22 protein-coding genes are annotated in these 20,716 nt (G+C 61.4%); 16 read left to right on the forward strand and 6 right to left on the reverse strand.

From position 1 onward, the window contains the following. Nucleotides 1-102: 102 nt before the first annotated feature. The 4 genes from ACHIRB_RS12120 to ACHIRB_RS12135 are packed head-to-tail and all read right to left on the reverse strand — an operon-like array spanning nt 103 to nt 2,783. Nucleotides 103-825 (reverse strand): hypothetical protein, encoded by a 723-nt coding sequence (locus tag ACHIRB_RS12120; protein ID WP_395123971.1) that lies wholly within the window; start codon nt 823-825, stop codon nt 103-105. Between the two features lie 10 nt (nt 826-835). Beyond that, a complete protein-coding gene (locus ACHIRB_RS12125) occupies nt 836-1,180 on the reverse strand; it encodes a hypothetical protein (protein WP_395115282.1) in 345 nt (114 codons plus the stop codon). A 1-nt stretch (nt 1,181) separates the two neighbouring features. Then, the gene (locus ACHIRB_RS12130; RefSeq protein ID WP_395115281.1) at nt 1,182-2,426 is read right to left on the reverse strand and encodes an RNA polymerase sigma factor; all 1,245 of its coding nucleotides are present in this window, start codon (nt 2,424-2,426) and stop codon (nt 1,182-1,184) included. A gap of 6 nt (nt 2,427-2,432) precedes the next feature. After that, nucleotides 2,433-2,783 (reverse strand): YciI family protein, encoded by a 351-nt coding sequence (locus tag ACHIRB_RS12135; RefSeq protein WP_395115280.1) that lies wholly within the window; start codon nt 2,781-2,783, stop codon nt 2,433-2,435. Nucleotides 2,784-3,014: 231 nt separating this feature from the next. Between ACHIRB_RS12135 and ACHIRB_RS12140 the strand changes: the two genes are divergently transcribed. Beyond that, nucleotides 3,015-3,182 (forward strand): hypothetical protein, encoded by a 168-nt coding sequence (locus ACHIRB_RS12140; protein WP_395123972.1) that lies wholly within the window; start codon nt 3,015-3,017, stop codon nt 3,180-3,182. Nucleotides 3,183-3,209: 27 nt separating this feature from the next. Here ACHIRB_RS12140 and ACHIRB_RS12145 read toward each other — a convergent pair whose 3' ends face one another. Continuing rightward, on the reverse strand, nt 3,210-3,845 hold the full coding sequence (locus ACHIRB_RS12145; RefSeq protein ID WP_395123973.1) for a TetR/AcrR family transcriptional regulator: 636 nt from the start codon (nt 3,843-3,845) through the stop codon (nt 3,210-3,212). A 211-nt stretch (nt 3,846-4,056) separates the two neighbouring features. Here ACHIRB_RS12145 and ACHIRB_RS12150 point away from each other — a divergent pair, with 211 nt between their 5' ends. The 6 genes from ACHIRB_RS12150 to ACHIRB_RS12175 all read left to right on the forward strand — a co-directional run bounded on the left by ACHIRB_RS12150 (nt 4,057) and on the right by ACHIRB_RS12175 (nt 10,637). Then, on the forward strand, nt 4,057-5,022 hold the full coding sequence (locus ACHIRB_RS12150; RefSeq protein ID WP_395123974.1) for an alpha/beta hydrolase: 966 nt from the start codon (nt 4,057-4,059) through the stop codon (nt 5,020-5,022). Beyond that, on the forward strand, nt 5,019-6,626 hold the full coding sequence (locus tag ACHIRB_RS12155) for a flavin-containing monooxygenase (protein ID WP_395123975.1): 1,608 nt from the start codon (nt 5,019-5,021) through the stop codon (nt 6,624-6,626). Before ACHIRB_RS12150 ends, ACHIRB_RS12155 begins: the two co-directional genes overlap by 4 nt. Then, nucleotides 6,626-8,182, forward strand: a complete 1,557-nt coding sequence (locus tag ACHIRB_RS12160; protein WP_395123976.1) for a flavin-containing monooxygenase — start codon at nt 6,626-6,628, stop codon at nt 8,180-8,182. The genes ACHIRB_RS12155 and ACHIRB_RS12160 overlap by 1 nt, the downstream gene beginning before the upstream one ends. A 201-nt stretch (nt 8,183-8,383) precedes the next feature. Beyond that, nucleotides 8,384-8,869 carry a hypothetical protein gene (locus ACHIRB_RS12165; RefSeq protein ID WP_395123977.1) on the forward strand — a complete coding sequence of 162 codons (486 nt, stop codon included), beginning with the start codon at nt 8,384-8,386 and terminating at the stop codon, nt 8,867-8,869. After that, a complete protein-coding gene (locus tag ACHIRB_RS12170; protein WP_395123978.1) occupies nt 8,866-9,774 on the forward strand; it encodes an SDR family NAD(P)-dependent oxidoreductase in 909 nt (302 codons plus the stop codon). The genes ACHIRB_RS12165 and ACHIRB_RS12170 overlap by 4 nt, the downstream gene beginning before the upstream one ends. Further along, on the forward strand, nt 9,771-10,637 hold the full coding sequence (locus ACHIRB_RS12175; protein WP_395123979.1) for an SDR family NAD(P)-dependent oxidoreductase: 867 nt from the start codon (nt 9,771-9,773) through the stop codon (nt 10,635-10,637). Before ACHIRB_RS12170 ends, ACHIRB_RS12175 begins: the two co-directional genes overlap by 4 nt. Here the strand turns inward: ACHIRB_RS12175 and ACHIRB_RS12180 are convergent, their stop codons facing one another. Further along, nucleotides 10,638-11,852 (reverse strand): PucR family transcriptional regulator, encoded by a 1,215-nt coding sequence (locus tag ACHIRB_RS12180; RefSeq protein WP_395123980.1) that lies wholly within the window; start codon nt 11,850-11,852, stop codon nt 10,638-10,640. It abuts the gene before it with no gap. Nucleotides 11,853-12,150: 298 nt separating this feature from the next. On the opposite strand from ACHIRB_RS12180, the gene ACHIRB_RS12185 reads away from it, so the two are divergent. The 9 genes from ACHIRB_RS12185 (at nt 12,151) to ACHIRB_RS12225 (ending at nt 20,707) form a co-directional block, all read left to right on the forward strand. Beyond that, nucleotides 12,151-13,005 carry an MlaE family ABC transporter permease gene (locus ACHIRB_RS12185; protein ID WP_395123981.1) on the forward strand — a complete coding sequence of 285 codons (855 nt, stop codon included), beginning with the start codon at nt 12,151-12,153 and terminating at the stop codon, nt 13,003-13,005. Next, nucleotides 13,005-13,871, forward strand: a complete 867-nt coding sequence (locus ACHIRB_RS12190; protein WP_395123982.1) for an MlaE family ABC transporter permease — start codon at nt 13,005-13,007, stop codon at nt 13,869-13,871. Before ACHIRB_RS12185 ends, ACHIRB_RS12190 begins: the two co-directional genes overlap by 1 nt. Nucleotides 13,872-13,876: 5 nt before the next feature. Next, on the forward strand, nt 13,877-14,932 hold the full coding sequence (locus tag ACHIRB_RS12195; RefSeq protein ID WP_395123983.1) for an MlaD family protein: 1,056 nt from the start codon (nt 13,877-13,879) through the stop codon (nt 14,930-14,932). Continuing rightward, nucleotides 14,929-15,933 (forward strand): MlaD family protein, encoded by a 1,005-nt coding sequence (locus tag ACHIRB_RS12200; RefSeq protein WP_395123984.1) that lies wholly within the window; start codon nt 14,929-14,931, stop codon nt 15,931-15,933. The genes ACHIRB_RS12195 and ACHIRB_RS12200 overlap by 4 nt, the downstream gene beginning before the upstream one ends. Continuing rightward, nucleotides 15,924-16,952 carry an MlaD family protein gene (locus tag ACHIRB_RS12205; protein ID WP_395123985.1) on the forward strand — a complete coding sequence of 343 codons (1,029 nt, stop codon included), beginning with the start codon at nt 15,924-15,926 and terminating at the stop codon, nt 16,950-16,952. Before ACHIRB_RS12200 ends, ACHIRB_RS12205 begins: the two co-directional genes overlap by 10 nt. Beyond that, nucleotides 16,952-17,989 (forward strand): MlaD family protein, encoded by a 1,038-nt coding sequence (locus ACHIRB_RS12210; protein ID WP_395127695.1) that lies wholly within the window; start codon nt 16,952-16,954, stop codon nt 17,987-17,989. Before ACHIRB_RS12205 ends, ACHIRB_RS12210 begins: the two co-directional genes overlap by 1 nt. Before the next feature lie 60 nt (nt 17,990-18,049). Continuing rightward, a complete protein-coding gene (locus tag ACHIRB_RS12215) occupies nt 18,050-19,129 on the forward strand; it encodes an MlaD family protein (protein ID WP_395123987.1) in 1,080 nt (359 codons plus the stop codon). Beyond that, the gene (locus ACHIRB_RS12220; protein ID WP_395123988.1) at nt 19,126-20,085 is read left to right on the forward strand and encodes an MlaD family protein; all 960 of its coding nucleotides are present in this window, start codon (nt 19,126-19,128) and stop codon (nt 20,083-20,085) included. Before ACHIRB_RS12215 ends, ACHIRB_RS12220 begins: the two co-directional genes overlap by 4 nt. Nucleotides 20,086-20,203: 118 nt before the next feature. Further along, nucleotides 20,204-20,707: a hypothetical protein gene (locus tag ACHIRB_RS12225; protein ID WP_395123989.1), complete on the forward strand. Its 504-nt coding sequence runs from the start codon at nt 20,204-20,206 to the stop codon at nt 20,705-20,707. Nucleotides 20,708-20,716: the final 9 nt, after the last annotated feature.

Raw genomic sequence — 20,716 nt, forward strand, 5'->3', positions numbered from 1 at the left:
GCGCCTTTCTGCTGTGTCATGCCATCGAGGCTAGCAAAGTCTTCCCAGTTGGCAAGGTCCGCAGACCTGTCCCAAACTGGTTGTCGCAGTTCGTTCGGTCCGCTATGTCTTGCTACGCACCTTCTCGATGGATCGCGTGAAGATGTCGTCGAACTCGGGCTGAGAGTCTTTGCCCTGATGTGCGACGACCAGGACCGAATAGCCGGACACCGACGCGAAGCCGAGCGTGACCTCCGTGTTGGACCAGTTCGGATTTACGGGGTCGGTCACTTCGGACACGATGGCGGCGTCCTCGTCGACGACCTTGAGCGGAAGGTCCATTCGCTCTGTCCGAACGGTTGCCTCGTATGAGTGTGTGCTGCTGCTGGATTGGCGTACGTAGGTCGAGCACGTTCCTGTGTGCGCTTCGGCGACTCTAGTTGGATCCCCAGCTGTCTCGCTGACCAAGACTATGTACGTTCGCTCGCGATCGATTACTACACCGACCGCCGAGGCGTCTTCAATCAGCGATATCCGAGCCTCGTCTGCATACCTCGAGTGCTCCGCGCACTCCGTTGGCGTATAGGTCTCGGAATCCGAACGGGATTCCCCACTGTTGATTGCGTCGAGTGCCACGCTGAGGACGAGCTGTTCCTCGCCTTCGAGCACGTCGACCTCCGAACCCGTCGGCAGATCCTCGATCGACGGCAGAAGGTCGTCGCGAGAAGCTGGCGAGTCGTGTTCCTCAGCAGTGCATCCCGCGATCAGCAACGCGCAAGACCCCAGTGCCACAACCCATCGCATCGACATTTTGCCTCCCCACTGCCCGTCAACACGACGACCCATTGCCCTGACGCTACGCGTCGTGTCTTCCCTCCTTCTCGGCGACGAACTCCCGAGCCTCCAACAGGTATGCCAAGCATGAACTTTCGTCGAGGTCGGCGAGCTGAACCCACTCTTTCATCGGCCGCCCTGGCCGTGGTGAGCATGGTGTGCCCACACCGTTGGAGATGAGCTCCGAAACCCGTGTGCGTGGGAGTTTGACGATGACGTCGGTTGCTGTGACGAAGGCGTAGAACTTCCCCGACGTCTTGAGGCCAGGCGACTGCAGCATGCGTCCCTCCTCGTCGCCGCCGTGTAGGTCGAGTACGCGGTCTCGCGCGGCGGCGAATACAACGCCAATCGAATTCTGCTCGTGCACTTCAGTTCTCCTGACTCTTCGTGAGCTGCAGGAAGGTGTCTCGTCGTTGCCGTCGATGGCTCCGCTCCTGTGCTGTCGCGTTGCCTGCCAGCGATTCGTCCAGTTCCGCAATGGCCTCCGTGTATCTATGCTCACGAGCGAGCAGTTCGGCACGAACCGCATGGAGTCGAGAACTCGACGCAAGCCCGTCCAGCGCTGTCAAACCGATTGCAGCTCCGAATGTTTCGGCCACTGCTACCGCCCGACCCAGTCGAGCGGCCTCACTGGGAGCGATCGACAGCAGCAGATCGTAGAGCCGCACAATCTCCGCCCAGTCGGTTGCCTCGTAGCTTGATGCGCGAGCGTGCTCCGCGGCGATGGCTGCCTGTAGTTGGTACGGATCAGCCTGCCGCTCGGTGCGAAGGAGTGAGTCGTTCAGCAGCGCGATACCTCGGGCGATGGCAACACCGTCCCATCTATTCCGGTCGGCGCGGTCGAGCGTCACCACGTCGCCGTAGTCGTCCAGACGCGTCGATCGGCGCGCTTCGGTCAGCAGTAGCAACGCCAAAACCGCTGCAGGCATTGGCTGTTCGGGAAGCAGATCGCAGAGGAGCTCGGCGAGCCGCACAGCCTCCGCGCAGGCGTCCACGTCGTATGCGTAATCGCCCTCCAGCGGCGCGTGACCCGCGGTGTAGAGGCTGTGCACCACGCCGCACACGGCGGGCACGCGATCTGGAAGGTCGTGCTCTGCCGGTATCCGATAGGGAATGTGCGCCGCTGCGATCTTCTGTCGACCGCGCGTAAGTCGTTTGTTCACAGCGACTTCGGTGGTCAGCAGCACGCCGGCAATCTGCGCGGGCGACAGACCGCACAGTGTTCGCAATGCCAGCGCGATTCTGGTGGGCGGAGACAGCGCGGGGTGGCAGCAGGTGAAGATCAGCCTTAGCAGGTCGTCGTGCACGATGGACTCCTGTGGCAGGTCTGGTGTCTCGAGCTCACGTAGGCGAAGTGCGTCGAGTTCCTTGGCCGGTCTGGCCCGCTCGCGTCGGAGAATATCGATCGCCTTTCGTCGCGCGGCGACAGTGAGCCACGCCCTCGGCTCCGGCGGTACACCATGCGTCGGCCAGGTCGCGAGGGCAACGAGACTCGCTTCCTGGACCGCGTCTTCGGCGATCTGCACGTCGCCGACGGTTCGAATCAAGGTCGCCAGAATGCGGGCACCCTCGACTCGGATCGTCTGTGCGAGCGTGATTTGTTCTGTTGCCACGGCGATTCAGTTGGCTGCTAGGACCGGGCGGACTTCGATGGCTCCGACGCCCCAGGCAGCGGGCAACTCGGCGGCGATCGCGATCGCATCGTCGAGGTCCGCCGCTTCGATCAGGTAGTAGCCGGTCAACGCTTCTTTTGTCTCGGCGTACGGTCCGTCGGTCGTGATGACGTTTCCGCCTCGCGCGCCTTCGACGCGGACGACAGTCGCCGTACTTGTCGGATGCAGGACGGCGGCGGCCTTGATGCTTGCGGCGTTGTCCTTTGCGAACTGCACGTATTCGGCCAGCTCAGCTGCTTGTTCGGGGGCGAACCAATCCACGTCCGCCGTGTAGGTCAATGCGAGGTACTGCGGCATCGGATTCTCCTTCGTCGACTGTCAGGTTCCAGTTTGGTCCCTCGGCAAAGGAACGAACGGGCGGACGCGAGGAGGACATCTGTCGCAGATGGAGTTGTGAACAAACCGGACCTAAGAGTTCGTCAAAATTGCACACCTAGGGTTGCTTGCAAACCGCTAGCACGCAGCTAGCATGGAAGTAGTGCGCACATTCGCATGTGATCTGGACTTCGGGTCCGGAGCGGAGAGGCAATGTTCTACCTGCTGATAGCAGCCGCAATCGTGGTCGCCTCGATTGTGGGAGGCCTGGCGCTCCCGGCTGCAATGACGTGGTGGATCAGCCGAGGTATGACAGCGGCCGCGGCTCGCGCCCTCGCCGAGGATTCGATGAAAGACGAGCTCGTCGACAAAGCCGCCTGACGGCCTGCCGAGCGTGCGTACTACTCGTCACCTGCTCGCGTCGGCGCTGTCCTGAAGCTTGGTCTTCCAGAGCCTGATCGTTTCGGTGAAGCCGAACGACGACTCGGTCACGCTGGCTATTCCGGTTGCGCGACCGACTGCGAGTCCACTTCCGAGTGCAAGCACCGAAATTGTTGCAATATCGGTCATTTCGAGCAAGGAACCGTCGTCCGCCGCTCCGAAGTTATCGGTGATGATGCTGCCGACCACGGACTTGATCAGGCTGACATATTCCAGCATCGATGCTCGCTGTGCAGGATCGCGCCATGCCGCGAGCATGTACTCGGCTACGAGGAACGTGAGATCGTGCTGACTGGTCAGCGTCTCCCACCACTCGGTGAGCAGGTCGAGTTTGGCGTCGAGTGAGTTTGCGGTGGCGAGTGACATGCCCAGATCGGTGAACGACTGCAGGTACCGACGTCGGATGACTTCCAAGCACAGAGCGTCTTTGCTTGCGAAGTTGCCGTAGATGGACCCCTGGGTCCGCACTGCTTTCGAGGCGATTTGCGCGACCGTTGTTGCGTGAAAGCCGTTGGCAATGAACAACTCTTCGGCAGTCTGCAGGATCAGTTCACGCGTCTGCTCTTGCGCTTCGGCTCTGCTCATCGGCTTGGGATTGGTCATTTGTCTCCCTTCCCTCCGTGCGGTTCGGCACCGGTCGCAGGGATAACCGCGGGTAACCAGGAACGCATCGAGTTCAGGATAGCAATGCTACACAGATTGCAGGCAAGATTCCATGGGTATTGGGGTAGTAAAACAATTCAAATTGCAATACTATACTGAAACGTCCAAGCCTGACCCTTGGCGACACACTTCAACGACGAAGGAGCCGGAGATGGCCGCAATATCGCACCATCCAGTGACGAGCTGGCAAGCTCGGCTCGTCGGTCGCGGTATGCGAATTGCGGTCCGACCTCTGCTGGAGCACGCCCCGCTGACAGATGGGGTTTTGGCTCGACTGCATTGGGTGGATCTGGTGGGAAGCATGCTGCCGCTGCCCGAGGGTGCGGCAGCGGTCCGACGGAGCTTCGGTGATTTCGATGCTGAATTCGTCACGGGCGCAGGCGTGTCCAGTTCGACGCCCTCGATAGTCCTCTACTTTCACGGCGGGGCTTTCGTTGCGGGCGGTCTTCGTTCGCACCGGAGACTCGTCTCTCGGATCTCGTCGGCCGCGGGTTCGCCTGTGCTGCAGGTGAATTACCGCCAGCTTCCTGCAGTGACGCTCGAGCACACCGTCGACGATTGTCTCCGCGTCTACCGCGAACTCCTCGACGACGGGTATCCGGCAAGTCGGATAGCTTTCGCAGGCGACTCAGCGGGCGGCTATCTCGTCTTCGCCGTCGCGCACGCCGCGATCGCGCAGGGATTGCCGGTGCCGGCTGCCATCGCGGCGCTCTCGCCCTGGGTCGACCTGACCTGCAAGTACAGCACGGATCATCCGAATGCCCGAACCGACAGCTACCTTCCCATTCGGCAGCTTTCTGCGATCGCGAAACGGCTTGCGCCAGGCGACGACCCACTGCTGGCCCTGCTGGAAGCCGACCTCGCGCGGATGCCTCCGACCTTGATCCAGGTCGGCTCGACGGAGGTGCTCCGATCCGACGCCGAACTTGTGACCGATCGGCTCTCTTCGGCGGGAGTGCAAGTAGCACTGCAGATCTGGGATGGCCAGATCCACGTATTTCAAGCAGCCGCAGACCTGGTGCCCGAGGCGAGCGCCGCGATCGGCGAACTCGGTCGCTTCATCGAAGACAAGCTCGCCGGCCCCTTGCGCATCGCGAACAAGAAAGTAGCCACATGACGAACCTCCGCACCGACGCAGCTCCGAACGCTCGCAACTCCGCGACTCCTTCGCCTGATCATCAGACGATCATCATCGGAGCCGGCCCAGGAGGTATCTGCGCCGGCGTCAGGCTGAAGCAGAACGGCCTCGACGACTTCGTCATCCTGGAACGGGCACACGAGGTCGGCGGAAGTTGGAGTGACAACGACTACCCGGGAATCGGCGTCGACGTTCCCGGAGTCACCTACCAGTACTCGTTTGCGCGAAATGCCAAGTGGTCTCGGCTCTTTCCGAAGGGAGCCGAAGTCAAGGCCTACCATCAAGACGTTGCAGAACGCTTCGGTCTGATGCCGCACCTGCGCTTCGGAGTGACAGTCGTGCGAGAGGTCTGGGACGAGACCAACCAACTGTGGGCTATCCACACCGCTGACGGCGAGGTTGTCACCGCACGATTCCTCATCTCCGCCGTTGGTGCCTATATCGTCGCCAAGGAGGATCCCGGCATCGCCGGGTTCGCGGACTTCGGGGGCAAGATCTTGCGTCCGACCGATTGGGATCACGACTACGACCTCACCGGTAAGCGCGTCGCGGTAATCGGTACCGGCGCGAGTTCCGTTCAGATCACCCCTGCCATTGCTCCCGAAGTTGCGCACCTCGATGTGTACCAGCGGACCCCGGTCTGGTGTGTCCCCAAGCCGGACCTCACGATGCGCCCGTGGATGCAGAAAGTTCTCGGAATCCCCGGCGTGGGTGCGGGATTGAGCGGCGTATCGCTTGCCGCGGTCGACGTCGTGCTGCGGTCGGTCATCTACACGCCGCCCGCTGTGTTCGGTCCCGCAGCCCGTGGATTCGACGCTGCCGCGCGGGCCGCATATCGCTCCTATCTCCGACGAATCGTTGTCGACGAAGCGGATCGTGAGGCGCTGGCGCCGAAGTACGGCCTGCTCGGCAAGCGTCCGACGACGTCGAACCTGTTCCTGCAGGCGTTCAATCGCGACAACGTCGATCTCGTCACCACTCCGATCGCCAGGATCACCGCCGATGCGATCGAGACCGACGATGGTGTCACCCATCCGATCGACGCCCTCGTTGTGGCTACCGGCTACGAACTGTTCTCCGATCCCGAGAGTTACCGCACCGGAACGATAGTCGGCCGGGAGGGGTTCGACCTTGGCGAGTTCTACGCAGAGAACCATCTGCAGGCCTACGAAAGCGTCGCTGTTCCAGGGCTGCCGAACCGTTGGATGCTTGTCGGACCCTACTCGTGGACCGGAACCGGGTGGCACGCGCTCGTGGAAATCAGTGCAGGCCACGCCGTTCACGTCATTGCGGAGGCGATTCGACGTGGCAAGTTGGACGTCGAGGTCTCGGCTGCGGCGCACAGCAAGTACCACAACATGATTCGTAAACAGGGACGCAACGTCCAGTACTACTTCAACACGATCAACAAGGGTCTTCGAACCTATTACGTGAACTCGCAGGGTGATATGCCGTATATCCGTCCCACGTCTTTGTTGAGTGCGCGGCGCGCGAGCAAGCACGTTCGCTTCGACGACTACGAATTTGCGGATACCGCAGCGAAGTCGACGAGCGACCGCGACACAGCGAAGGCGAGTGCCTGATGAACCAAGCACCCGACACAGCGCTGCTCGATCATCAGGTGGTGATCGTCGGTGCCGGCTTCGGCGGCATCGGTGCCGCAATAGAGCTGAAGCGAGCCGGCATCCACGACTTCGTGATAATCGACAAAGCGACCGATATCGGTGGAACCTGGCATGCCAACACCTATCCCGGTGTTGCAGTGGATATTCCGTCGATCTACTACAGCTTTTCCTACGAACCACCCAAGACGTGGTCACGATTCTTCGCGCCGGGTCAAGAAGTCAAGGCCTACGCAGCTCAGTTGGTCGACAATTACGCTCTGCGACCACACCTTCGGCTGAACACGACTTTGAGTGCGATGGAATGGAACGAAGCGGCGAGCACCTGGACCGCGACGTTGTCCACCGGAGAGACGGTGACGTCGAGATTCGTGATCGGAGCAGTCGGCGGACTGGAACAACCCAAGTTGCCTGATATCGATGGTGTCGACACCTTCGAAGGCAAGGCCGTGCACACCGCGCGATGGGATCACGATTACGACTACCGCGGCAAACGAATCGCCGTCATCGGTACGGGTGCCACTGCGCTGCAATTGATCCCGGAGATCGCGCAGATCGCGGGCCAGGTGGACGTATTTCAGCGCACGCCGATCTGGGTGGCGCCGAAGCCCGACTTCGCGATGGCCGCTGCCTCTCGCACAGCACTTCGATTCGTGCCTGGCCTGCGCCGGTCCGTTCGAGCGGGTGTCGTTCTCGGTATCGACGTCGGTCTGACAGTCGCCAACTCCATGCACGACAAACTGCCCTTCGTCCTCGATGCGGCAGGTGCTGCGTTGAAGCTCTGGTACAAGTCGCAGGTGCCCGATCCCATCTTGCGTGAGAAGCTCACGCCGACATATGCATTGGGTTGCAAGAGGCCGTCGGTGTCGAATCGGTACCTCGCAACGTTCAACCGAAGCAACGTCGAGCTGATCACTGATCCGATCACCCGTATCACCGCGACCGGCGTCGTGACCGCCGACGGCCGCGAACATCCGACGGATGTGATCGTCTACGCAACCGGCTTCAAGGTTATGGAACGTGGTTCGACGCCACCCTTTCCGCTCCTCGGTCGAAACGGTGTGGATCTCAACGAATGGTGGGACCGAAACCGGTATCAGGCATACCAGGGCGTCAGCGTTCCCGGATTCCCGAATTCTTTCTTGATCACCGGGCCGTACGGATTCGCGGCGGGGTCCTACATCGCCATGATCGAGTGCACGAGCCGGCATGCCGCGCGAGTGATCGTCGAGACGCTACGTCGCGGTGAGACGACGGCAGAGATCAAGCAGAAGCCGCACGACGACTACTACGCACTGTGCCGCAAGCGTGGAGACGGGTCGTTGTGGCACAGTGGATCCTGCGCTGGCTCGAACACGTACTACCTCAACTACCAGGGTGACCCGGCACCAATCCGGCTGTCGACCCACGCCGAGATGTGGTGGGGCAATAAACATTTCCCTCTCGACAACTACCAGTACTCGACGACAGCCTCGTCCACCACCGTGCCCAGAACACTTGCGAGCGGGAAGGTGTGACGTGTCCGACCCCAAGCAGCGTTCCACGACATCGGACCTGGGCGACGTCCTGGGCCACGACCTGCCGGTGCTTGCTCAGTTGACCAGCGAACAGAGCGCTGACCTCGTCGCTCTTGTCGAACAGACTCGAACCAGTCAACAGAAAGCGCTCGACATGGCGATTACCCACATGCCGCTATCCCTCCACTCGTCGGCGGCCGCGTGGGTGGTGCCCTCAGACTCGATCATCCGGAGAAGGGCCAGGCCGTCCTCGCAAAACTGCGGCCGACATACATGGCGGATGCGGCGCCGTTTCTCGACCCCCGTGCCGTCGCAGATCTGGCGCCGACCATCCCCGCAGAACTGCTGCTGGATGTTGCGCGAGAACTGTTGCACCGTAATGAATTCGCGCTCGCCGGAATGTTCCTCGAGTTCACCACACCCGAACAGGTCGACGTACTCGTCGCGGGTGTATCCGACAACGCGGGTTTGCTGCATGCTGCGGCGCGCGTCCATCCGTCGGACAAGTTGAGCGCGATCGTTCGGCGGATCCCAGAAGTGCGTATGCGTGAAGTACTCAGCGCGGCCTCTGGATCACGCGACCTGCACGCGGTCGCAAGGTCGATCCTTTCTCGGATCGACGACGATCTCGCGCAGAAGTACGGGACCGAATTCGAGAACATCAACGAGAAGGAACGCAGTCGATGAAGACAGTCGTGATCACTGGCGCGGGCAGCGGTATAGGCCGAGCAATTGCCAAGCGGTTTGCCAAAGACGGGGCAAACGTCGTAGTCGCCGACATCAACGAACAGACTGGCCCGGAGACGGTCGAGTTGATCACCGCCAAAGGCGGACGCGCGGAGTTCAGGCGCCTCGACGTTGCCGAGGTCGCAGATTGGGAAGCGTTCACGGAATCGGTGTGCGACGACCATGGCGTCCCGGACGTCATCGTGAACAACGCAGGAATCCTCATCGCCGGTGGGTTCCTCGAGCAGAGCGGTGCCGATTGGCGCCGAATGATCGCGATCAACATGATGAGCCCGCTCGTCGGATCGCGGCTGTTCGGTCAACGGATGGTCGATGCCGGGGTTCGCGGGAACATCGTCAACATCTGTTCCGTCGGCGCGTTTATGCCAACAACAGTTGCCCCGTCGTACACCACAGCGAAAGCCGGCGCATGGTTCGGCACCCAAGCGTTGCGTGCGGAACTGGCGCCGCACGGTATCGGCGTGAGCGCAATCTGTCCTGGGCTGATTTCAACGAACCTGGCCGCCAACGGAAGTCGTGGTGGGGTCGACAAAGCCGAAAGTGACAGTTGGGCAGCCAAACTCGGTAGTGGCCAGCAGTTCATCGGCAGGTCACCCGACCGCGTTGCCTTTGCGGTCAGCCAAGCGATCCGATGGAACATCTCCACAGTTCCGGTCGGGTTGGAAGCATGGGGAGGCTGGTATCTCTCCCGAATTTCACCGTCAGCAATGCGCGGCGTGATGAGTCTCGGTCGGATGAGCCTCGCCGACTTCGGCACCGAACTCAGCGGCAAGATCTTCGGCAAAAAAGTCGACAGCGCAGGTCAGCGATTCGTCGCTGACGAAGTGAGCGGAGCAGCGAAATGAAGACCGTCATCGTCACCGGCGGTGGTGCCGGAATCGGGCGCGAGACCGCAAAGTTGTTCGCACGAGGCGGGGACCGAGTCGTCATCGCGGATATCGACCTCACCGCTGCAGAAGATGTCGCCATCGAGATCATTGCCGACGGTGGCGTCGCGGTCGCTTACAAGCTCGATGTGTCCAACGAAGAGCAGTGGGAGCAGTTCGGCGCGTGGATCGCCGCCGAGTTCGGCGCGCCCAACGTACTTGTCAACAACGCGGGGATCATGGATCTCGGCGGATTCCTCGAGATGAGTGCGGCGCAGTGGCAACGGACGATCGACATCGACCTGATGAGCGTCGTCTACGGGTCACGGGTGTTCGCGAAACAGATGATCGATGCCGGTGTGCGGGGCCACATTGTCAACATCTCTTCTGTCGCAGCGTTCTTCCCGTCCAAACTCGAACCGGCCTACGGAGTTGCGAAGGCCGCGGTGCTTGTGGCCACCCAGTCGCTGCGAGTCGAGTTGGCGCAGTACGGAATCGGGGTCACTGCCATCGCGCCGGGAGCTATCAGGACCGATCTGATCGCCCATGGCAACCGCGCGGGCCTCTCGCGCGAAGCGGAACAAGATTGGTCGGCCAAAGCGAGTGCGGCGCAACGACTTGCGTTTGCGGGTCCAGACAAGGTCGCACGCGTCATCCATCGCTCCGTTCGGCGCAACTGGGCGATCGTGCCTGTCAACCCCGAAGCCTGGTCGATGTATTTCTTGTTCAGGCTCTCACCCGACTTGGTTCGTATAGGTTTGGGAATTCTCTCGTTCGAGAGGGCGGAAGCGCTCCTTGCGCGATTCTCTCCGTTGATCGACCGTCTCGCGGCGGTGAAGTGATCAGTGACCAGGAAATGCCTGCGAGATCGTCAGCGAGGCGGCGAGCAGCCGGGAGCCCGCCGGCTCGGCCGGATCGATGCCGGTCAACTCTGCGACCCGACGAAGCCGATAGCTGAACGTGTTCGGATGAATGTGCAGTTCGTCGGCTGCGCTCTTTCGGTCGAGTCCGTGCCGGATGTGAGAGTGCAGGGCCTCCAGCAGATGCGGTTGCTCGCGAACGGGGTCGAGTTTGCGGCTGATCCTGTCGCGAGCCGTGCCAGGTCGGGTGACTTGGTACTCGAGCAGCATGTCATCGATCCGGTAGAGCCCGGGAGGTCGGCCGAGTTGCCGAGCCAGTGCCGCGACTTCGGCTGCCTCGACGGCTGCTTTGGGCAGTGCAGCAATGACAGCGGGTTCGGATTCGCCCGCGAAGAGGTTGTCGTTAAGCAGCTTTGCAATTCCGTCGACCAGCAGGTCGGTCTCGTCGTCCGGCTCGATCGGAAGCAGGAGAACGCCGGAATGACCGTCGAATGTGGTCAACACAGGTACCCGCGCGTAGTTTTCCGCTATTCGTTGAGCGTCGCGAACGCGTCGCCGTGTCAGCACTGTCTCGACGGCATCCGCGGTAGTCGAAGGCCGCGCTGTCGTCGAGAGCGCAAGAACCCGATAGCGCTCGTGCAGAATGATCCCGGCGTTCGACGGCAGATCGCCCACGTCGTCACCGCAAAGCAACGCCGCGGCCAGCCGTCGACGAGCTTCGTTCGCGGGACCGAAGATCGTCTCCTGGACGTCGACGTAGGTCTGGGTCATCGCGGTACTGAGCAGTTCGATGTATTCGATCAGTTGATCGCCGAACGCAGCGAGGTCGGCTGTGTCCTCAGGTCGAGCGGAAGCAGCGACGATGCGCCAGATTCTCCGCGTTCCACTGAACAAGGCGGAAGCGAGAGTCTCGAAGGGAATCATTTCTTCGGCGCGTCGTGTCGCGTATTCGACAATGGCCTCGACCTCCGCCGGGTCGAGGGACCCTTCAGCGATGAACGACTTCACGAATCCCGCGCAGACCTGCACCACGGCGGGGAGTATCTCCTCGGCGAGTATCTCTGGAGGGATGTGTGCATAGGCAGGCACCGCCGCCACCGTGTCCGCCATCGCGATCTCGGCGATTTCCGTAAGACGCGGCAGCAAGCGTTGCACGATCGGAGCATCGAGGGACAGACGCGGAAACGGTTCAGTCATCCTTTCATTGTCACAAGAGACAAGGTTCGACACACAACTTCTCGCTCTCGTGCAGTGACCGCTGCCTCGTTTGCGTTGATACTTGTCGAATGCCCAAAAGGGGTCGCGTTCCTCTTTCCCCGGTCGAGAACGCTGCGCTCGGCTCCTCGTTCGGCGCAGCCGTTGCGCTCGCCGGTCGATTGGATCCACCGCGGTGAAGTGATCAGCGGTCTGTTCAATATTCGCCCGTACAACCGCGCACCCGCGTAAGAACAAGCATGTCGACTACCTCTTGTGCCCGTTATGGAAGGCCGTTCGTATGACGCCCATTACCCCGACTCCGACAGCTTCGACGAAGCCGTCGCCCGGGCGTGTTCTTCGGGACAATTTTTCCGAGACAGTTGTGTCGAGTCTGCGTACGTTCGGTCGGGCTGTGGATGTTGCGATCGAGACTGTCACCGGGACTGTGGCCGATGTTGCGCGCGGCAAGTTTCAGTGGAAAGAGACGTTGCATCAGAGTTGGTATCTGCTGACGGTGACGGCTATTCCGGCGATTTTGATGGCTGTGCCGTTCGGTGTAATCGTCTCGATCCAGGTCGGCAATCTCATCCACACCCTCGGCGCGGATTCGTTGCTCGGCGCGACCGGTGGTCTGGGGGTGATCAAGCAGGGCGCGCCGATGGCGACGGGGTTCCTGCTCGGCGGTGCCGGCGCGGCTGCGATTGCGGCTGATCTGGGTGCCCGCACCATCCGTGAAGAGATCGACGCATTGAAAACGATGGGCATCAGCCCGATCAGTCGACTCGTTATTCCGCGCGCGGTGGCGATGCTGATCGTCGCCCCGCTGTTGAATGTGCTGATCATCTTCGTCGGCGTGCTAGCGGGCTATGCGATCGCGATCGGCGGACAAGGTGTCACTCCGGGTAGCTACTGGGCGACGTTCGGCTCGTTCACCACGGTGATCGACGTCTGGATCTCCATCGTCAAGGCGATGATCTTCGGCTTCCTCGTTGTGGTCATCGCCTGTCAGCGTGGCCTCGAAGCGAAAGGCGGCCCTCGCGGGGTGGCCGACGGCGTCAACGCCGCTGTGGTGCTGTCGGTCGTGTCGATTGTCGTGGTGAATCTGCTGATCACCCAGGTGACGACGATGTTCGTCCCGACGAGGCTTGCCTGATGACCGCGGCACCGCACACACCACGCGGCTTCGGTTGGGCGGGGCGACTCTACGTGCGCAGGCGCGGGCTCCTGTCGCCGTTCGAGTCGTTCGGGTTTCTGCTCGGCTTCATGTGGCAGGTGCTGTCGTCGATACCCTTGACGCTCAGTCGATATCGCGCCGAGACCATGCGGACGATCACCAACATGACGTGGGGTCGAGGGTCGATCATCGTCGGCGGCGGGACTGTGCCGATGCTCGTCGTGCTTGGTTTGGCGATGGGTGCCTCGGTCGGTGTGGAATCGTTCGCGACGCTCGACATGATCGGGATGGGTCCCGTCACCGGAATCGTCTCGGCCTTCGCGACGACGCGTGAGCTTGCCCCGATCGCTGCGGCGATCGGCTTCGCGGCGCAGGCCGGGTGTCGTATGACCGCCGAGATCGGGTCGATGCGGATCTCGGAAGAGATCGATGCCATCGAGTCGCTCGGGCTGCGGTCGGTGCCGTTCGTTGTGACGACACGGGTGATTGCCGGTGCGATCGCGATCGTTCCGACGTTCCTGATCGCGCTGATCCTCAGTTACATCTCGTGCCGCACCTTGATCACGGTCGTGCACGGTCAGGCCGCAGGCGTGTACGACCACTACTTCTTTCAGTTCGTGACCGGTGCCGACATCATCGCCGCCGTCATAAAGGTGATGATCTTCGGAATCGTCGTGATCATGATCCATTGCTACCACGGCTTTTTCGCCTCGGGCGGACCCGAAGGTGTGGGGATCGCCTCCGGTCGCGCAGTTCGCGCAAGCTTTGTCGCGATCATCGCCATCGACATGGTGATCAGCATGGTCGTGTGGGGCTTCAACAACGCAATCAGTTTCACCGGATAGCCGCGATGCCAACTTACGGAATGCCTGGAGTCGAATCCGATCGCGGGAAGTCGCTGCGCACTGGCATCGTCGCGGCCGTCGTTGTTGCCGTTGTTGTTGCGGGCTGGTCGATCTACAGCAGCACCCGCACGGACGACCGCCTCGAGATCGCCTTGCAGACCGAGCAACTCGGCGACGGCATCACCGACACAACGCAGGTGCGACTCGACGGAGTTCAGGTCGGAAAAGTTACCGACATCGAACCGGTCGGCGAGGGTCTGCAGCGAATCACCATGAGGCTGAACAAATCCCAGCTATTCGGGATCGACGACAGCCTCGCTGTCGACTATGCGCCTGCGAACCTGTTCGGTATCAGCGAAATCGAGCTGAAACGTGGGAAGGGTGGGTCGCCGCTGGTCGACGACATGGTCATCGACCTGACGGGTTCGCGCGCGGACGATGTGTACGACGCGACCATGGGTAGCCTGCTCCGCAGTCTTGCTTCGGTGAGTAACGATGTGCTGACGCCGCAACTGTCGACCGTGCTCGAGAAGCTGGCCACGAACGTCAAGGCGTTCACCCCGCTGTTGCAGGCGATCATCACCGGCGCGCGGACCGTCTCCGAGCAGCAACGCTACGAATTGTCATTCCTGTTCGGCGAATACGGATCTGCGCTGAGCGGGGCCGCGCCGTTCGTATCCTCGACCATCGACGTACTCGATCGGGTCAACAACATCGACGTGTTGCGCACCGACCGTGCTCATTTCGATGCCACGATCGCCGCGGTCATCAACGACATTTTCCCGGCGTTGAGCGGAATGTTGTTCAGCGCGCGTGACGCCCTGGGTGCCTACGCCGACATGTTCACGCCGTTGCTCGGTGCACTTGCGCAGACGGTGTCCACACCGCAGCAGTCGAGTGCTCAACTGCGGGAGATCTTGGTGCGACTCGGTTCTGCCATGCAGGACACGCCCGATGGTCCGGTTCTCAACCTGGCAATCGATTTGCGCGGTGTGCCGGGCCTCGCAGTGCCGTTGCTGGCGGGGCTGCCCGTGACCTATCCACAGGAAGGGCCGCGATGAAGTCCGTTCTGAAGTCTGCGGTGAAGCTGAGCGTTTTCGCACTGGTCATGGTGCTGTGCCTCGTGGTCATCATCTCCGCGATCAAGCGACCGGTGTCCGGTGACACCGAGTCACACCTGGCGTTGTTCACCGACGCGAACGGGCTCAAATCCGGTGACGACGTCCGTATGTACGGTGTGCAGGTCGGCAAAGTCGAGTCGGTGTCGCTGGAAGACAATCTGGCGAACGTCCGTCTCGTGGTTCAAGATTCGCACGCGATCTACGAGAACAGCGAACTTGCGATCCGGTACCAAACGCTGACTGGCCAGCGGTACTTGGACATTCAGCAGCCGCCGATGCCGACCGAGCGGATCGAAGACGGTGCGACGATCGGTACCGATCGTACGATCCCGTCGTTCGATGTGACGTCGCTGTTCAATGGACTCAAACCCGTTCTCGCGAACCTTTCACCCGACGACCTCAACCGTTTCGCAGAAAGTTTGGTTGCGGTCATCGAGGGCGACGGCAACGGAATCGGCCCAGCACTCGATGCCATCGGCACCCTCTCCAGTCATGTCAAGGACAGGCAAGCGGTGATCGCCACCCTGGTTCGCAACCTGTCGGAGATTCAAAACCAAATCGGTGGCCGCTCACCGCAACTGGTTGTCCTGCTCGCGAAAATCGCCGACGTTTTCGAAGTGCTGCAACAGAAGATCGATGGTCTCGTCGTCTTCGCGCTTACCGCGCCGGAGGTGTTGACGCCGCTCGACAATCTGTTGGACACGTTGGGACTGACCCGGTCGTCGAACCCCGATATCGACAACATCGTAGCCAAACTGTTTCCCAACCCTGGCGAAGCTGTCGAGGTACTGTCCCGGCTGCCTGGACTGCTCGATTCCCTGAACGCCGCTATCCCACAGAATGTTTCGGGAGTCGAATTGACCTGTTCCCGCGGTAACGCCGACCTTCCGCCGGTCGTGTCCGTTCTTCTTTCCGGACAACGGATTTCGATATGCAACTGACCAAGCGCAGCTGGATGCCCGGCAACAAGCCAATCCGAACCGCAGCCGAGACCCGCCGACGCGAAATTCGGCTCGGCATCATCGGTGCCATCGGCGTGGCAATTCTTCTCGCAGTCAGTGCGGTTCTCTACGTCGTACCGATCGGACAAACGACATACACCGCATATCTCGACGAGGCGCAATCAGTCAAAGCGGGGGACGACGTGCGAGTGGCTGGCATCCCGGTCGGCTCGGTCAAGTCGCTGACGCTGGAACCCGACAAGGTCGTGATGACATTCACCGTCGACAACGACGTATTCGTCGGCGATCAGACAAGTCTCGATATCAGAATGCTCACAGTCGCAGGTGGGCACTACGTCGCGGTATTCCCCGCAGGTTCAGAGCCTCTGGGCGACAACGCGATTGCCGCGGATCGTGTGCGTTTGCCCTACAGTCTCGTGCAGGCCTTCCAGGATGCAAGCGATCCAATTCGGGAGGTCGACGGCAATAAGCTTCGCGAGAGTTTTGCGGCGATAGAATCGGCAACCGTAGAAAGCCCGGACGGATTGCGCCGGATGTTGGGCGGCGTCGAGAGCCTCATGGACGTGCTCGACAAGCAGAATGCCGATGTCTCGAAGGCTCTGGCCTTGGCCGACGAGTACGTAAGCGGGCTGGAGTACGCGAAGTCCGAACTCGGCCGATTGATCACGAAGGTCAACGTTCTCGAAACAGTCTTGACCGACAACCGCGCCGAAGTGAAACAAGCTGTGCTGGTACTGCGCAGCGTGATCGAGCGGCTCGCCGCGCTTGCGCCCGCCTGGAACAGCACCTTGAAACCCATGGCACTGGAATTGGCAAACGCGCTTCCCGCGCTCGATGCACTCGGGGCCAAGTTGGACAGCCTGATCCGTTCGGTCGATGGACTCGGCGCCAAGATGACCACGCTGATCACACCGGCAGGCGGGATCGGACTCGATCAGTCCGACGTCGCGATCACCGCACCGCCGCTGTGTGTCCCCGTTCCGGGGAAGGCGTGCTGATGCTGAACAAGATGCTCGGTGCACGTGCGTTTATGTCGGTCGCGGGCGTCGTTGTGATCGCAATGGTCACGGCGGTCGCGTACTTCGTGATCATGAAACCGACCAAGGAGATGACGTCGTACTGCGCGGTGATGGCTGACAGCATCGGCCTCTACCCCGGCAACCACGTCACCATGCGCGGCATGCCGATCGGGACCGTGACCGCCACGCAACCGCAAGGACCGACTGTGCGTGTCGAATTCGAAGTCGATGCGAAGTACGCTCTGCCAGCTGACGTTTCGGCGACAACGATGTCCGACACGCTCGTCGCGGACCGCGATCTCGCCGTGCTCGGCATGGGAACCACAACCGAAGACTGGGACAGCGGCATCTGCATCACCAAGACGCTCACACCGAAGAGCTTGACCGAGACTCTCGACTCGCTCGCGAAGCTGTTCGACGAGACACTCGGACCCGAACCTGGATCCGCTCGGACCGTGCTCGGCGACGGAATCACCGCACTCGACAACGCGACAGTCGGTACGGGACCGCAACTCAACGACATCATCAACAAGCTCGGCAGCGCCCTGAAGTCCCCCGACGCGGCCATCGGTCACATCGGCTCGCTGATCGACGTGCTGAGTTCGCTTGCGGCGAGCATCACCAACGGGTGGAGCGACATCAAGTCGATGATGACCCGATTCACTCCCGTCATCGATCAGGTCAACAACGAACTGTTCGTCGAGGTGCCGCCCATCGTCGACGGCTTGCGGAAACTGCTACCTGTCCTCAACGACATCACCACCGTATTCGGAGATCCGATCTTCAAAGCCCTCGACAGCACGGTGCCTTTGCTGCGCTGGATATCGGCGAATGTCGGTTCCCTGCAGGAGATCATCGCGATGATCCCCACGATCGGCACCGCGTTCACTCGGTCCGTCGATCCTGCGACCGGGGCGACCCGCGATGTCCTACGCGACGCCGACAGTGGCGATCGCCCAACCGCAGGCCGACATCGCCTGCGCCGCCATCAACGTGATGTCGCCGGGACAATGTAGAGCTGAGGAGATGATGCGCGTTCCGCTCGCGCAGCTGCTGCTCGGGATTGCGGGTGCACGATGAATTCACGGACGCCACACAAGCTTCGACGATCGCTGGTTGCGATGGCGGTTGCGGGCACACTCGCTGCACTGAGTGGCTGTGCGATCGATCCTTCGACAGTCCCCGTGCCAGGTACCACCGTTTCGGGTCCCACCTACCGTGTGCAGATCGAACTTGCCAACGCTCTGAATCTTCCTGCCCGCGCCAAGGTCCTCGCCAACGGTGCTCAAATCGGCACTGTGGCAGGCGTGCACGTGGTCGACCCGACGGCCGACGCTCCGGTCGGCTATGTAGTCGTCGACATCGACGTGTCGGAATCGGTGCGGTTGCCCCGAACAACACGTGCCGAACTGCGGCAGAACACCATCCTGGGTGACATTCACATTGCGGTGACGACCCCACCCGGTGGGTTCGGCGATCCGATTCCACCGGACGGTGTGATTCCGATCGAGCAGACGAAGCCGCCGGTCCAGATCGAAGACACGATGGCCGGCATGGCGCTCTTCGTCCAAGGCGGCGCGATCTCGCAGTTGCAAGACATCGTCAAACGCGTCAATGCGGTGCTGCCTGCGGACCCGAGGGAGACCGCTCGCATCGCGGATACGGTCGGGTCCGACATCCAAGACCTGTCTCGCAACCTCGACCAAGTCGACGCACTCATGGATTCTCTCGTCGCGACGTCGGAGGCGGTGCAGGAAGATCTACCCGTTTTCGCGGACATCCTGACCGAACCGACGGTCCAGCACCTCGGCGACGCTGTCGCTTCCATCGCCGAAGTCGTCGGTGTCCTCGGCGCGTTGGGTGAGATCGGGCTTTCGCTGCAGTGGTTGGGACCGCTGATCACCGAGGGTGACGCCGCGGCGAAGGCCTTCGTCCCGTTGGCGTTCACCCGTCGACCATTCGATCTCGACGCACCGTCGAACCTGAACCTCCTCGTCTCCTTGTTGCGGGACAAAGTGATTCCGTTCGTCGAACGTGGTCCGAAGGTCAACGTCGTCGAGGTGACGGCAACCGATGCTGCAGCTCCGGCGGTGTCCACCGACGACCAGGTCGATCGAATTCTGCAGACGCTACGCATGATCGGGGCAGTGCGATGAAGATCAGTTCGATCGCGTCGTTGGGATCCATCCTCGCAGTACTCGTCTTCGGGTCCGCCTACCTTGCCTTCGGAGTGGTCCGCGTCGATACGTTCACCGAATTCGATTCCATGTCGATGGTGTTGACCAATTCCGGCAGCGTGGGTCCACGGTCGCCGGTGCTGCTGACCGGAGTCGAAGTCGGCGACGTAACCTCGGTCGCCAACGTCGAGGGCGGTGTGCAGGTCGACTTCCGCGTCGAACGTAAGTTCAGCATTCCGACTGCGAGTGTTGTTCGCATCGAGAATATTTCGGCACTCGGTGAGCCGTATATCGAGTTCACCCCACGCACCGCCGACGGACCGTATCTCACCGATGGCGCGCAGGTCGACACCAGCACCATCCGGATGCCGATTTCCATTCCGGAGGTATCCAGGCTGGTGACCGAGGTGCTCAATCAGCTTGACCCGAAGGCCATCTCGTCGTTCATCAACACTTTCGACGAGGCGTTGTCCGGGACCGAATCGATCGTTCCGCAACTGTCGAGATCCACAGATCTGCTTGCCGCAACTCTGCTAAGTCGAACGCCGAAGTTCGCGGGCATGCTCATCGATCTACAGGCGATCGCACCGGACATGGACTGGGTCGGTCCGGCTCTGGTGTCCGGGTCCCCGCTGTGGCGGCAGTTCGCGGAACGCGTCGACGAGATAGCGCAATCGGTTCAGCGGTTGGCCGATACGGGCGACACGCCGGCAATGTATGTGCAGGGCAACGGACTTGCGCCGTTCCTGAACCGGCTTGCCGACTACTTCCGCACGACGGGACCTGACTTCAGGGCTCTGGCTCCATCGGTGCAACCGCTTGCAGAACTGGCAACCACCAGCTTTCCGCAGGTGGACATCAGCGCACTGATCGCGCAAGCGTTGGAGTCGACAAGTCCCGACGGCGCCGTCCATTTACAGATCAACGTCAAGTAGCACTGATTTAGGAGTCATCGATGACAACCGACGAAACGAACGATGTAACGAGCGCGGACAAGGTCGCGCCCGCACCAAGTTCGGCCGAGCCACGCCCACCCGGACATTGTCGCTACGGATGTCGACGATCGCCATCACAGCGGCGATCGTTGCTCTGATCGTTGCGGTCGCGATCCTGGGCTTCCTCCTGATCTCGGCTCGCGGTGAAGTCGACGACAACGCGGCCGCGGCTGCCGACGATCGACGTGCCGAGCAGGTCGCGACCGACTATGCGATCGGGGCCTCGAACATCGATTTCCAGAACGTCGACGACTGGCTGGCGAAGCTCAAGGCAAACACCAGCCCGGAACTTGCCAACAAATTCGACGCAACCGCGCCGAAGCTGCAGGAGATTCTCGTACCACTCAAGTGGACGTCGTCTGCCACTCCGATCGCCGCGAAGGTCGCGTCCGAGACCGGCGGTATCTACGTGGTGAACGTCTTCGTCAACGTCACGTCGACGAGCGCGCAGACGCCCGACGGAGGTCAGACCACCGTGACCTACAACGTCACCGTCGACAAGAACTCCGATTGGAAAATCACCGACGTCGGCGGCATGGAAGGTGCACTTCCGGTCAGATAGGGCGACAAT

It is taken from the genome of Antrihabitans spumae, from assembly GCF_043944905.1.
GTDB classification, from domain to species: domain Bacteria; phylum Actinomycetota; class Actinomycetes; order Mycobacteriales; family Mycobacteriaceae; genus Antrihabitans; species Antrihabitans spumae.

Excerpts from the sequence above, each read along its gene's own strand:
- ACHIRB_RS12160 (WP_395123976.1), top strand. The coding sequence starts at position 6,626 with ATGAACCAAGCACCCGACACAGCGCTGCTCGATCATCAGGTGGTGATC.
- ACHIRB_RS12190 (WP_395123982.1), top strand. The coding sequence starts at position 13,005 with ATGACCGCGGCACCGCACACACCACGCGGCTTCGGTTGGGCGGGGCGA.
- ACHIRB_RS12195 (WP_395123983.1), top strand. The coding sequence starts at position 13,877 with ATGCCAACTTACGGAATGCCTGGAGTCGAATCCGATCGCGGGAAGTCG.
- ACHIRB_RS12215 (WP_395123987.1), top strand. The coding sequence starts at position 18,050 with ATGAATTCACGGACGCCACACAAGCTTCGACGATCGCTGGTTGCGATG.
- ACHIRB_RS12185 (WP_395123981.1), top strand. The coding sequence starts at position 12,151 with ATGACGCCCATTACCCCGACTCCGACAGCTTCGACGAAGCCGTCGCCC.
- ACHIRB_RS12140 (WP_395123972.1), top strand. The coding sequence starts at position 3,015 with ATGTTCTACCTGCTGATAGCAGCCGCAATCGTGGTCGCCTCGATTGTG.
- ACHIRB_RS12150 (WP_395123974.1), top strand. The coding sequence starts at position 4,057 with ATGGCCGCAATATCGCACCATCCAGTGACGAGCTGGCAAGCTCGGCTC.
- ACHIRB_RS12135 (WP_395115280.1), bottom strand. The coding sequence starts at position 2,783 with ATGCCGCAGTACCTCGCATTGACCTACACGGCGGACGTGGATTGGTTC.
- ACHIRB_RS12205 (WP_395123985.1), top strand. The coding sequence starts at position 15,924 with ATGCAACTGACCAAGCGCAGCTGGATGCCCGGCAACAAGCCAATCCGA.
- ACHIRB_RS12175 (WP_395123979.1), top strand. The coding sequence starts at position 9,771 with ATGAAGACCGTCATCGTCACCGGCGGTGGTGCCGGAATCGGGCGCGAG.
- ACHIRB_RS12220 (WP_395123988.1), top strand. The coding sequence starts at position 19,126 with ATGAAGATCAGTTCGATCGCGTCGTTGGGATCCATCCTCGCAGTACTC.
- ACHIRB_RS12180 (WP_395123980.1), bottom strand. The coding sequence starts at position 11,852 with ATGACTGAACCGTTTCCGCGTCTGTCCCTCGATGCTCCGATCGTGCAA.
- ACHIRB_RS12145 (WP_395123973.1), bottom strand. The coding sequence starts at position 3,845 with ATGACCAATCCCAAGCCGATGAGCAGAGCCGAAGCGCAAGAGCAGACG.
- ACHIRB_RS12120 (WP_395123971.1), bottom strand. The coding sequence starts at position 825 with ATGGGTCGTCGTGTTGACGGGCAGTGGGGAGGCAAAATGTCGATGCGA.
- ACHIRB_RS12210 (WP_395127695.1), top strand. The coding sequence starts at position 16,952 with ATGCTGAACAAGATGCTCGGTGCACGTGCGTTTATGTCGGTCGCGGGC.
- ACHIRB_RS12200 (WP_395123984.1), top strand. The coding sequence starts at position 14,929 with ATGAAGTCCGTTCTGAAGTCTGCGGTGAAGCTGAGCGTTTTCGCACTG.
- ACHIRB_RS12170 (WP_395123978.1), top strand. The coding sequence starts at position 8,866 with ATGAAGACAGTCGTGATCACTGGCGCGGGCAGCGGTATAGGCCGAGCA.
- ACHIRB_RS12225 (WP_395123989.1), top strand. The coding sequence starts at position 20,204 with ATGTCGACGATCGCCATCACAGCGGCGATCGTTGCTCTGATCGTTGCG.
- ACHIRB_RS12155 (WP_395123975.1), top strand. The coding sequence starts at position 5,019 with ATGACGAACCTCCGCACCGACGCAGCTCCGAACGCTCGCAACTCCGCG.